This is a genomic window from uncultured Propionibacterium sp., from assembly GCF_963539965.1.
Taxonomy (GTDB): domain Bacteria; phylum Actinomycetota; class Actinomycetes; order Propionibacteriales; family Propionibacteriaceae; genus Propionibacterium.
The window spans coordinates 1-11,387 of record NZ_CAUTOU010000003.1 but is presented as its reverse complement, the minus strand read 5'-3'; the positions used below and the strand labels follow the sequence as shown (position 1 = coordinate 11,387).

Here is an 11,387-nt window from a genome sequence, read left to right as displayed (position 1 = left end):
GGCGCGCCGGCGGCCGTCGGACCGCGGGTCGATAATGGTTCCGTGAGTGATATGCCAGCACCCGCCCGTACCCTGCCGAAGGCCCCCCGCACCGTCATCATCACCGGCATGTCCGGGGCCGGGCGGCGCACCTGCGCCCACGCCATGGAGGACCTCGGCTGGTTCGTCGTCGACAACCTTCCCCCGTCGATGCTGCCCGAGCTCATCGGCACCGCCAACGACTCCGGCCTGGCCCGCCTGGCCGTCGGCCTCGACGTGCGCGGTCGCGAGATGTTCGATCAGCTGCCCGCCGTCTTCACCCGTCTGCGCGAAAGGGGCATCTCGCCGGAGATATGCTTCCTCGAGGCCAGCGACGAGGCCATCGTCCGTCGCCAGGAGTCCAGTCGTCGTCCGCTGCCCCTGCAGGGCGACGGCCGTCTGCTCGTCGGCATCGAGAAGGAGCGCCGGATGCTGTCGGACCTGCGCGCCAGCGCCGATCTGGTCATCGACACCTCCCGCCTCAACGTCCACCAACTGGCCGCCCGCGTCGCCCACGCCTACGGCGGCGACGAGGCCGGAACCCTGCGCGTGCAGGTGATGAGCTTCGGCTTCAAGAACGGCGTGCCGCTGGACGCCGACTTCGTCTTCGACGTGCGCTTCCTGCCCAACCCGCACTGGGTGCCTCAGCTGCGCCCCCAGACCGGCCTGTCCCAGGCCGTCAGCGACTACGTGCTGGCCCAGGACGGCGCCACCGAGTTCCTCGACGAGCTCCAGGGCATGTTCCGCATCGTCGCCCCCGGCTACCTGCGCGAGGGCAAGCGCCAGGTGACCATCGCCATCGGCTGCACCGGCGGCAAGCACCGTTCGACGGCCATGACCGAGGCCGTCGCCGCGCGCCTGCGCGCGGACGGTATGCAGGTGAGCGTCCTGCACCGCGACCTCGGTCTCGAATGACCCGGCCCTGAGCGAGGAGGACCCGGAGTGCGTGATCCAGATGAACTGCCCAGGGTCGTCGCCCTCGGCGGCGGCCACGGCCTCTACTCGTCCCTGTCGGCACTGCGCAGGGTGACCGATGACCTCACCGCGGTGGTGACCGTGGCCGACGACGGCGGCTCGTCGGGCAGGCTGCGCGCAGAGCTCGGCGGCCTGCCCCCGGGCGATCTGCGCATGGCGCTGGCCGCCCTGTGCGGCGACGACCACAGCGGGCGCCGCTGGGCCACCGTCCTGCAGCAGCGCTACCGCTCCGAGGGGCCGCTGGACGGCCACGCCGTCGGCAATCTGCTCATCGAGGGGGTCTGGCAGACGATCGGTGACGCGGTCGCCGGCCTCGACATGGTCGCGGACCTGGTCGACGCCCGCGGCCGCGTGCTGCCGGCCTCGACGGTCCCGCTCGACATCGAGGCGGACGTGCTCGGCCTCGACCTGGAGTTCCCCGCCGAGGTGCAGGTCGTCCACGGCCAGCACGAGGTCGCCGTCACGCGCGGCCTGGTGCAGTCGATCCGCCTGCTGCCCGACGACCCCCCGGCCTGCCCCCAGGCCCTGGCCGCCATCGCCGAGGCCGACTACATCGTCCTCGGTCCGGGCTCCTGGTTCACCTCCGTGCTGCCGCACCTGATGGTCCCCGAGCTCGCGCAGGCGATCATCGGTGCCGAGGCCCACAAGGTGCTCACGCTGAACGTCGCCTCCGGCTACGAGACCGCCGGCTTCTCGCCGACCCGGCACATGGAGCTCGTCGCCGAGCACGCGCCCGGCCTGCACCTCGACACGGTGATCGCCGACGAGACCTTCGCCGGCGAGGACGAGATGCTCGGGGAGACCTGCGCGGGTTTCGGCGCCCGGCTGGTCGTCGGGGATGTCGCCATGCACGACAACACGGCCCGTCACGACCGCCTGCGCCTGGCCGCCGTCTACAGCGAGATCATGCTCGGCTGAGGCTCACGGGCGCGGGCCGGGGCGTGTGGGCGCCTGCGTAATCTGGTGGGGTCGGCGTCGAGCAGGGGGAGTGAGCAGATGGCACTGACGCAGCAGGTGAAGTCCGAGCTGGCCACGGTTGCCGTGCTCAAACCCGAGTCGCGCCGTGCCGAGATCGCTGCGATGCTGCGCTTCGCCGGCGGCATCCACCTGGTCAGCGGCCAGATCGTCGTCGAGGGGGAGTTCGACACGGGCAGCGCGGCCCGGCGCCTGCGCGCCGGCATCCGCGACCTGTACGACTTCGACTGCGACATCATCATGGTCAACTCCTCGGGGCTGCGCCGCGGCACCCGCTACGTCGTCCGCCAGGTGCGCCGGGGCGAGGACCTCGCGCGCCTGACCGGGCTCATCGGCGCCCGCCGCATGCCGGTGCGCGGCCTGCCGGCGCAGATCGTGGGCGGCTCCCTCGAGGACCAGGTCGCCGCCTGGCGCGGCGCCTTCCTGGCCCGCGGCTCGCTCACCGGGCCCGGTCGTTCGATGGCCCTGGAGATCACCTGCCCGAGCTCCGAGTCCGCGCTGGCCCTGGTCGGGGGGGCCCGTCGGCTGGGCATCAGCGCCAAGGCCCGCGAGGTGCGGCAGATGGATCGCGTCGTCGTCCGCGACGGCGACGCCATCTCCTCGCTGCTCACCCGCATGGGCGCCCACGAGTCGGTGCTCGCCTGGGAGGAGCGCCGCATGCGCCGCGAGGTGCGCGCCAGCGCCAATCGCCTCGCCAACTTCGACGATGCGAACCTGCGCCGCTCGGCCCGCGCGGCCGTCGCCGCCAGCGCTCGCGTCGAGCGCGCCCTGGAGATCCTCGGCGAGGACATCCCCGACCATTTGCGCTCGGCCGGCGAGCTGCGCCTGGCCCACCGCGACGCCTCCCTCGAGGAGCTGGGCCAGCTGCACGTCCCGCCGCTGACCAAGGATGCGGTGGCCGGCCGCATCCGCCGCCTGCTCGCCCTGGCCGACAGGACGGCGGGTGAGCGCGGCGTCCCGGCCACCTCGGCGGCCCTGACCCCCGAGATGCTGGCCGACGACGGCAGGTAGCCGGTCCCGGGCGCGCGGGCAGTCCGGAGGGGGCCGAGGACGATGACGCCCGCGACGAACCGGCGCGCCGCGTACGGATCCCCGCCTCCCGAGGGGTTCTCACCACGGAATTCCAGGGGGCGAACCCATGGGCTCGGCCCCTGCCGGTCGGGTAGGATCGGCTTGTCCGAGTCTGGGGGCCGGGTGAAGCCCAACCAGCTGGAGCCGGGTGGCCAGGCATCATGACCCGTCGAAGGAGAATCGATTACATGACTGTCAAGGTTGGCATCAATGGTTTCGGCCGTATCGGCCGCAATTTCTTCCGTGCGATGATCGAGCAGAAGGCCGATCTCGACATCGTTGCCGTCAACGATCTGACTGATACCAAGACCCTCGCCCACCTGCTCAAGTACGACTCGATCCTCGGCCGCTTCGCCGGTGAGGTCGACTACGACGACAGCAACATCATCGTCGAGGGCAAGGCCATCAAGGTGCTCTCCGAGCGCAGCCCCGCCGACCTGCCCTGGAAGGATCTCGGCGTCCAGGTCGTCGTCGAGTCGACCGGCCTGTTCACCGACGGGGAGAAGGCCAAGGCCCACATCGCCGCCGGCGCCGAGAAGGTCATCGTCTCGGCGCCCGCCAAGAACGTCGACGGAACCTTCGTCGTGGGCGTGAACGACGAGGACTACGACCCCGCCTCCCAGAACGTCATCTCGAACGCCTCCTGCACCACGAACTGCCTGGCCCCGGTGGCCAAGGTCCTGCAGGAGAGGTTCGGCATCGAGCGCGGCATCATGACGACGATCCACTCCTACACCGGCGATCAGCGCATCCTCGACGCCCCCCACAAGGACCTGCGCCGCGCCCGCGCCGCCGCGCTCAACATGATCCCCACCAAGACCGGTGCCGCCCAGGCCGTCGCCCTGGTCCTGCCCGAGCTCAAGGGCAAGTTCGACGGCCTGGCCATCCGCGTCCCCACCCCCACCGGCTCGCTGACCGACCTCTCGTTCATCCCGAGCCGCGAGGTCACCGTCGAGGAGGTCAACGCCGCCGTCAAGGAGGCCGCCGAGGGCGAGCTCAAGGGCATCCTGGCCTACACCGAGGACCCGATCGTCTCGACCGACATCCAGGGCGATCCCCACGCCAGCATCTTCGACGCCTCCGAGACCAAGGTCATCGGCAACCTCGTCAAGGTGCTCAGCTGGTACGACAACGAGTGGGGCTACTCCAACCGCCTCGTCGACCTGACCAGGCTCGTCTGCGACAAGCTCTGAGCCGGCAGGACCGGAGGGACCACATGAGAACAGGGCGCGCCGGCACGGGCTGGCGCGCCCTGTTCGCCTACGACAAACCGATTCCAGGAGTTACCCAGTGAAGACCGTCTCCCAGCTCGGCGACCTGCGCGGCAAGCGCGTCGTGATCCGCTGCGATTTCAATGTGCCGCTGAACGGCACCACCATCACCGACGACGGCCGCATCCGTGCCGCCCTGCCCACCCTGAAGACCCTGCTCGATGCCGGCGCCCGCGTCACCGCGCTCGCCCACCTCGGCCGTCCCAAGGGCGAGGTCAACCCCAAGTTCTCCCTGGCCCCCGTCGCCGCCCGCCTGGGCGAGCTGCTCGGCCGGGACGTGAAGTTCGCCGCCGACACCGTCGGCCCCTCCGCCCGGGCGACCAGCGCGGCCCTTTCCGACGGCGAGATCGCCCTCGTCGAGAACGTCCGCTTCGAACCGGGCGAGACCAGCAAGGTCGATGCCGAGCGCGAGGCCCTGGCGGCCGAGTACGCCCGCTTCGGCGAGATCTTCGTCTCCGACGGCTTCGGCGTCGTCCATCGCAAGCAGGCCAGCGTCTACGATCTGGCCGGGCTGCTGCCGAACGCGGCCGGCGAGCTCGTCGCCAAGGAGGTCTCCGTCCTGTCGAAGATCACCACGGACCCCGAGCGCCCCTACGTCGTCGTCCTCGGCGGCGCCAAGGTCGCCGACAAGCTGGCCGTCATCGACAATCTGCTCAAGGTAGCCGACACGCTGGCCATCGTCGGCGGCATGGCCTACACCTTCCTCAAGGCGCAGGGCCACGAGGTCGGCGCCTCGATCCTCGACGAGTCCAAGGTCGAGACCTGCCGCGAGTACCTCGCCCGCGCCGAGGCGGCCGGCAAGAAGATCCTGCTGCCCGTCGACGTCGTCGTCGCCGAGGGCATGGACCTCGACGCCCGCAAGGCCCTCGGCGAGGTCGAGGTCGTGCCCGCCGCCGCCATCGGCGCCGACCGTGAGGGCCTCGACATCGGCCCCGCCTCCGCCGAGGCCGTCGCCGCCGAGATCGCCGGCGCCAAGACCGTCTTCTGGAACGGTCCGGCCGGCGTCTCCGAGATCGCCGATTTCGCCGGAGGCACCGAGGCCATCGCCAAGGCCCTGGCCTCCTCCGACGCCTTCTCCGTCATCGGCGGCGGCGACTCCGCCGCCGCAGTGCGCGCCTTCGGCTACTCCGACGACCGGTTCGGCTGGATCTCCACCGGCGGCGGCGCCTCTCTCGAGTACCTTGAGGGCAAGGAACTGCCTGGCCTGGCAGTCCTGGAAGGGGACGACTGATCATGGCACGCAAGCCGATCATGGCCGGCAACTGGAAGATGAACATGAACCACGTCGACGCCGTCGGCCTGGTCCAGAAGCTGGCCTTCACACTGCAGGACAAGGGCTACGACCCCGATGCCTCCGAGTGCGTCGTCATCCCGCCGTTCACCGACATCCGCACGGTCCAGACGCTGGTCGAGGGCGACAGGCTCCCGATCGTCTACGGCGCCCAGGACCTGTCGGAGCACGACGACGGCGCCTACACCGGCGACATCAGCGCCGACATGCTCGCCAAACTGGGCTGCGCCTATGTGGTCGTCGGCCATTCGGAGCGCCGCCAGTACCACGGCGAGACCGACGAGGTCGTCAACGCCAAGGCCGTCAAGGCCCTCTCCAGGGGCCTGACGCCGATCATCTGCGTCGGCGAGCCCCTCGAGGTCCGCAAGGCCGGCCGGCACGTCGAGCACACCGTCGCCCAGGTGGAAGGGGCGCTGGCCGGCATCCCGGCCGAGCAGGTCGCCGGTCTCGTCATCGCCTACGAGCCCGTCTGGGCCATCGGCACCGGCGAGGTCGCCACCCCCGAGGACGCCCAGGAGGTCTGCGGGGCGATCCGCCGGGCCGTCACCGGCCTGTACGACGAGGCCACCGGCCAGGGGGTGCGCATCCAGTACGGCGGCTCGGTCAAGCCCGGCTCCGTGGCGGCCATCATGGCCAAGCCCGACATCGACGGCGCCCTCGTCGGCGGCGCCAGCCTGAAGCCCGACGACTTCGCGGCCATCGTCCGCTTCTACGCCATGGTCCAGGCCTGAGCGGGCTCGGGCACGAGCGGGTCAGGGGCGCCCGGCATCGGCCGGGCGCCCCTGACGGCTGTCCGGGGCGGTTCGCGGCGCCGGCGGTCGATGCGCTCGGGCCGGGCGCCTGCGCCGCACGGGGCGGCCTTGGGCCGTGGGTTAAAATCACCGAGTGATGCTAATCCCGCTCATGACATGGCCCATCACGACGCTGTCCATCGTGCTCGTGGTGCTGAGCTTCACCCTCACCGCCTTCATCCTCCTGCACAGAAGCCGCGGCGGAGGCCTGTCGGATCTTTTCGGTGGCGGCATGACCACCTCGACGAGCGGTACGTCCTCGGCCGAGCGCATGCTCGACCGGCTCACGATCATCATCGGTCTGCTGTGGCTGGCCTGCATCCTCGGCCTGCTCGTGCTGTACAGGGCGACGGCTTGAGTCGAATTCCGGGCCAGCATCATCCCCTCCCCGATAGGAGCATTCAGCTGTGGCTAGTGGCAGCGCAATCCGCGGCAGTCGCGTCGGCGCCGGTCCGATGGGTGAGGCCGAGCGCGGCGAGACCGCGCCCCGCACCCAGGTCGCGTACTACTGCGCGAACGGGCATGTGACGCGCCCCTCGTTCGCCGAAGACGCCGAGGTCCCCGAGGGCTGGGAGTGCACCAGGTGCGGTCTCCCGGCCAGCCGGGACCAGCAGAACCCGCCGCCACCGCCGAAGAACACCCCCTACAAGACCCACTTGGCCTATGTGAAGGAGCGCCGCAGCGACAAGGAGGCCGCGGCCATCCTCAAGGAGGCCCTGGCCAGTCTCAAGGAGCGCCGCCGCAGCGGCGAGGTCATCTACTGACCCGACGCCGGTCGGGCGGGGGATGGGACGGCCCCCTCGTCCTTCGCGGCCGCTCACAGGTCGCACTGGAAATAGGGCACTTCCGAGGAGGCGGCCCGGTCGACGAACCAGATCGTCCCGGCGACGCCGCGCACCCGGGCTGCCGGCGTGCGCGGGTCGTCCCCGAGCGTGGCGACCAGGCAGTTCGCGTGCCCCGCGCCGCTGGCCAGACCCCAGACCTGACGTGAACGGTTGATCGCGTTGTAGGTCAGCGTGACCTGCTCGGCCGGGCCCTCCGGGGCGTCGGCGACGCCGGTCGCCAGCAGGCTCGTGCCGCTCTGCGCGGTGAAGCTGGGATGACGCGGGAAGATCGAGGCCACGCGCCCGCCCGGGCCCAGCTCGAGCAGGCAGATGTCGAAGACCGTCCCGTCGAGCTCCTTGGCATAGGCGTAGGCGGCGTCGTCCGGGTCCGCCGAGCCGTTGGAGCTGGGCATGGCGTGGACGTTGGCCGGCGGCACGGCCAGGGCACCGCCCAGGACGCTCAGGGTCGCCAGCGAATTGCGCGAGGGATCGGCAGTGGCCACGAAGGCCTCGCAACTCCACCACAGGTGCAGGCGGGCCGGGTCGATGCTGCCCGAGCGGGCCAGCGAGGCCAGGTGGCCGCACACCGCGCGCTCGACCTGACCCCCGCAGAGGCACAGATGCGCGTCCCCGCGCTCGGCCTGGGCCTGCGCCAGCGCGTTCACCAGATGCTTGCTCACCTCGGTGGTGAGCTCGTCCTCGTCCGAGTAGCGCAGGACGCGCGGGGGGCTCATCTCCCGGCCCGTTCGGCCAGCCTGCCCAGTGCCTGGGCGAAGACCGCATCGGGGTCCAGGCGGCGCAGCTCCTCGCTCAGCAGGGCCACGGCGCTGCGGCGACCGAGAGCGGCGGTGCGTACCGGCTGGCCGGGGATGACGAAGGCCGCATCGGCGGTCCTTTCGCGGCGCACCGCGACCTCGCCGGCCTCGGTCTGCAGGCGGACGGCCGTCAGCCCCGGGCCCATCGAGCTCTTGACCTCGACCGGCACCTCCAGACGGGCGTCCAGCCAGGCGGCGAACAGCTCGGCCGGGGCGTTGTCGGCGGCGGCCTCGACGATCGCCGAGCGCACGGGCAGACGGCACTGGTCGAGGGCGGAGGCCGCCAGCGCGCGCCAGCGCGTCAGACGGGTCCACGACAGATCGGTGTCAGCGCCGCTGTACTCGCCGCTGGCGCGGGCCACCAGGGCGGCGATCGGGTCGTCGGCATTGGCCGCGTCGGTGATGCGGCGCTGGGCCAGCGCCCCGATCGGGTCCTTGCCGGGCAGCTCGGGGCCGCGACCGGGCCACCAGGCGACGACCGGCAGGTCGGGCAGCAGCAGCGGCAGGACGACCGAGTCGCCGTGGCCGACGAGATCGCCGGTCAGGCGCAGGGTGATCATGTCGCCGGGCGTGCCCTCGCCGACGCGGATCTCCGCGTCCATGGCAGTGGGCCGCTCCCTGCTGCCCTCGATGACGACGATGATGCGCGAGGGGTGCTCGACGGCGGTGGCCTGGGCGGCGTCGAAGGCGTCGGAGTACTGGCGGGTGGTGCTGGCGACGATGAGCGTCATGACCAGGCCGGAGGCGACGCCGGTGGAACGGCGGGCGGTCAGCGCCTGCGAGGCCACCTCGGCGGAGCTGGTATTGGTGAGTTCGATGATCATTTGCGTGACTCCCTACGGACGGCGCCAGGTGAAGCCGTCGTTGGCCAGCATGCGGGCGCCGCCGACGGGGCCCCACGTGCCGGATGCGTACTGCTCGGGGCGGCCCCGGGCCGCCCAGTGCTCGAGGACCGGGTCGAGCAGCCGCCAGGAGAGCTCGACCTCCTCCTGCTGGGGGAAGAGCGGGGGCTCGCCGAGCAGGACGTCCAGGATGAGGCGCTCGTAGGCCTCGGGGCTCGACTCGTTGAACGAACCGGCGTAGGCGAAGTCCATGCTGACCTGGCGGATCTCCATGGACGTGGCCGGTACCTTGGCGCCGAAGTGCATCGAGACGCCCTCGTCGGGCTGGATGCGCAGGACGAGCGCGTTCGTGCCGAGCTCGCGGGTCTCGGTGTTGTTGAAGGGCAGGTGCGGGGCCCGCTTGAACATGAGCGCGATCTCGGTGACGCGGCGCGGCATGCGCTTGGCGGTGCGCAGGTAGAACGGCACGCCGGCCCAGCGGCGGGTGTCGATGTCGAAGCGGACGGCCGCGTAGGTCTCGGTGATCGAGTCCGGGGCGATGCCGGTCTCCTCGAGGAAGCCGGGCACCTCCAGGCCGCCCTGCCAGCCGGCGGCGTACTGGCCGCGCGCGGTGTGCGCGTCCAGGTCCCCGGGCACCCGCGCCGCGGCGAGGACCTTCTGCTTCTCGATGCGCAGCTGGCCGGCGTCGAAGCTGTTCGGCTCCTCCATGGCGGTCAGGGCCATCAGCTGGAGCAGGTGGTTCTGGATGACGTCGCGGGCCGCGCCGATGCCGTCGTAGTAGCCGGCGCGGCCTCCGATGCCGATGTCCTCGGCCATGGTGATCTGCACGTGGCTGACGTAGTTGCTGTTCCAGATGGGTTCGAACATCTGGTTCGAGAAGCGCAGGGCCAGCAGGTTCTGCACGGTCTCCTTGCCCAGGTAGTGGTCGATGCGGAAGACCGACTCGGCCGGGAAGGCCTTGGACAGGGTGCCGTACAGTTCGCGGGAGCTGGACAGGTCGTGGCCGAAGGGCTTCTCGATGACGACGCGCTTCCAGCCGGTCGACTGGTCGGTCATGCCGTGGCAGGTGAGCTGGTCGATGACCTTCTCGAAGCTGCTCGGGGGCACCGACAGGTAGAAGACGTGGTTGCCGCCCGTGCCCTGCCGGGCGTCGAGCCCGTCAAGCGTGTCGTGCAGGCGCTCGAAGGTACCGCCGTCGTCGAAGTCGCCCCGGACGAAGCGGATGCCGGCGGCGAGCTGCTTCCAGGTCTCGTCCCGGAAGGGCGTGCGGGCGTTCTCCTGCACGTAGCCCTTGACGATCTCGGCGAATCGGGTGCTGGTGTAGTCGCGGCGCGCCACGCCGACCAGGCCGAAACCCGGTGGCAGCAGGCCGCGGTTGGCCAGGTCGTAGACGGCGGGCAGGAGCTTCTTGCGGGAGAGATCACCGCTCACGCCGAAGAAGACGAGCGCGCACGGCCCCGCGATGTGGGGCATGCGGCTGTCCTCGGGGTCATGGAGCGGGTTCACCCACTCCTGCTGGTCTGCAGCTGCGTTCATGGGGTCCTTCCGGATGTCGGGAACGTCCCTCAAGGGTAGCCGCAGGACCGCGGTTCCCCGCGCGCGCCCGCGCGCCCCCCGTCCTCGGCCTCACCCCGCCCCGGGCGCGCACGGCGCGCATCCTGCGCGGGGCGCGCGCACGCCTCGACGATCACCTTCAGCGCCGTCTCCAGCCGGGGCAGGGGAGCGCCGGCGAAACCGAAGACGACGCCCTGTTCGCCGCCGGTCGGCCCCCAGTAGCCGGCCAGGTCCCCGACCAGGACGCCGCGGGCCCGGGCCGTCTCGATGACCCGCGCCCCCGGCGCGGCGGTGAGGACGACGGCCTGCAGGCCGCCCGTAAGGGGGGCCAGCCGTGCGCCGGGCGCATCGGCGAAGGACTCCATGACGATGCGCCGGCGCGCCCGGTAGCTGCGGCGCATCCGCTGGATGTGGCGGCGCAGCTCTCCGCTGGCCAGGTAGCCGGCCAGGGCCTGCTGGACGATCGCGCCGGCGGGCAGGCCGAGGGCCCGGCGGCGGTTCAGCAGCGTTTCGAGCAGATTGGCCGGGGCGATGAGATGACCGGTCGCCAGGGCCGGTGACAGCACTGTCGAGAAGGTGCCCAGCGTGAGGACGCGGCCGGCCTCGGGGTCGTCGAGGGCGGCCAGCGAGGGCGGCGGCATGCCGACGTAGCGCAGCTCGGAGTCGTAGTCGTCCTCGATGACGAGCACCCGCCCGGACTGCGCCCAGGCCAGCAGTTCCTGACGGCGCCGGGCCGCCAGCACGCCGCCGTAGGGGTACTGATGATTGGGCGTGACGATGACCGCGTCGATCCGCGCGGCGTCCGGCAGGCGCTCGGTGGCGAGCCCGCCGGCGTCGCTCGCCAGGGCGATGGTCCGGTGCCCGAGGGCCGCGGGCAGCCCCGACAGCGCGGGGTGGCCCGGGCGCTCGACACCGACTCTCAGCCGCCGCGGGGCGCGGGGGCCAGGGAGCGCACCGAGC

11 protein-coding genes and 1 pseudogene are annotated in these 11,387 nt (G+C 71.5%); 8 read left to right on the top strand and 4 right to left on the bottom strand.

What is annotated here, in order from left to right; translation table 11 throughout:
* Positions 1-51 precede the first annotated feature (51 nt).
* The 8 genes from rapZ (at position 52) to R2N01_RS01650 (ending at position 7,156) form a co-directional block, all read left to right on the top strand.
* Complete coding sequence (gene rapZ, locus R2N01_RS01685) at positions 52-933, top strand: RNase adapter RapZ (protein ID WP_316667899.1); 882 nt, start codon at positions 52-54, stop codon at positions 931-933.
* A 27-nt stretch (positions 934-960) separates the two neighbouring features.
* Complete coding sequence (gene yvcK / locus R2N01_RS01680) at positions 961-1,911, top strand: uridine diphosphate-N-acetylglucosamine-binding protein YvcK (protein ID WP_316667813.1); 951 nt, start codon at positions 961-963, stop codon at positions 1,909-1,911.
* A 78-nt stretch (positions 1,912-1,989) separates the two neighbouring features.
* Complete coding sequence (whiA, locus tag R2N01_RS01675) at positions 1,990-2,979, top strand: DNA-binding protein WhiA (RefSeq protein ID WP_316667812.1); 990 nt, start codon at positions 1,990-1,992, stop codon at positions 2,977-2,979.
* Positions 2,980-3,227: 248 nt separating this feature from the next.
* On the top strand, positions 3,228-4,232 hold the full coding sequence (gap, locus tag R2N01_RS01670; protein WP_316667810.1) for a type I glyceraldehyde-3-phosphate dehydrogenase: 1,005 nt from the start codon (positions 3,228-3,230) through the stop codon (positions 4,230-4,232).
* A 97-nt stretch (positions 4,233-4,329) separates the two neighbouring features.
* Entirely contained in the window at positions 4,330-5,541 is a 1,212-nt protein-coding gene (locus R2N01_RS01665) for a phosphoglycerate kinase (protein ID WP_316667807.1), read from the top strand.
* 2 nt (positions 5,542-5,543) lie between these two features.
* Positions 5,544-6,332, top strand: a complete 789-nt coding sequence (gene tpiA, locus R2N01_RS01660) for a triose-phosphate isomerase (protein WP_316667806.1) — start codon at positions 5,544-5,546, stop codon at positions 6,330-6,332.
* Between the two features lie 172 nt (positions 6,333-6,504).
* Complete coding sequence (secG, locus tag R2N01_RS01655) at positions 6,505-6,750, top strand: preprotein translocase subunit SecG (protein ID WP_316667805.1); 246 nt, start codon at positions 6,505-6,507, stop codon at positions 6,748-6,750.
* A 49-nt stretch (positions 6,751-6,799) separates the two neighbouring features.
* On the top strand, positions 6,800-7,156 hold the full coding sequence (locus R2N01_RS01650; protein ID WP_316667803.1) for an RNA polymerase-binding protein RbpA: 357 nt from the start codon (positions 6,800-6,802) through the stop codon (positions 7,154-7,156).
* Between the two features lie 53 nt (positions 7,157-7,209).
* Here R2N01_RS01650 and pgl read toward each other — a convergent pair whose 3' ends face one another.
* The 4 genes and pseudogenes from pgl to R2N01_RS01630 form a co-directional block, all read right to left on the bottom strand.
* Positions 7,210-7,950 carry a 6-phosphogluconolactonase gene (gene pgl / locus R2N01_RS01645; protein WP_316667801.1) on the bottom strand — a complete coding sequence of 247 codons (741 nt, stop codon included), beginning with the start codon at positions 7,948-7,950 and terminating at the stop codon, positions 7,210-7,212.
* On the bottom strand, positions 7,947-8,855 hold the full coding sequence (locus R2N01_RS01640; protein ID WP_316667799.1) for a glucose-6-phosphate dehydrogenase assembly protein OpcA: 909 nt from the start codon (positions 8,853-8,855) through the stop codon (positions 7,947-7,949). The genes pgl and R2N01_RS01640 overlap by 4 nt, the downstream gene beginning before the upstream one ends.
* 12 nt (positions 8,856-8,867) lie before the next feature.
* Entirely contained in the window at positions 8,868-10,409 is a 1,542-nt protein-coding gene (gene zwf / locus R2N01_RS01635; protein ID WP_316667797.1) for a glucose-6-phosphate dehydrogenase, read from the bottom strand.
* A gap of 29 nt (positions 10,410-10,438) precedes the next feature.
* Positions 10,439-11,387 (bottom strand): annotated as a pseudogene (locus R2N01_RS01630) (hypothetical protein); the annotation flags it as partial.

Coding starts and splice junctions, on each gene's coding strand:
- rapZ (WP_316667899.1), top strand. CDS start 52: ATGCCAGCACCCGCCCGTACCCTGCCGAAGGCCCCCCGCACCGTCATC.
- whiA (WP_316667812.1), top strand. CDS start 1,990: ATGGCACTGACGCAGCAGGTGAAGTCCGAGCTGGCCACGGTTGCCGTG.
- gap (WP_316667810.1), top strand. CDS start 3,228: ATGACTGTCAAGGTTGGCATCAATGGTTTCGGCCGTATCGGCCGCAAT.
- tpiA (WP_316667806.1), top strand. CDS start 5,544: ATGGCACGCAAGCCGATCATGGCCGGCAACTGGAAGATGAACATGAAC.
- secG (WP_316667805.1), top strand. CDS start 6,505: ATGACATGGCCCATCACGACGCTGTCCATCGTGCTCGTGGTGCTGAGC.
- pgl (WP_316667801.1), bottom strand. CDS start 7,950: ATGAGCCCCCCGCGCGTCCTGCGCTACTCGGACGAGGACGAGCTCACC.
- R2N01_RS01640 (WP_316667799.1), bottom strand. CDS start 8,855: ATGATCATCGAACTCACCAATACCAGCTCCGCCGAGGTGGCCTCGCAG.
- zwf (WP_316667797.1), bottom strand. CDS start 10,409: ATGAACGCAGCTGCAGACCAGCAGGAGTGGGTGAACCCGCTCCATGAC.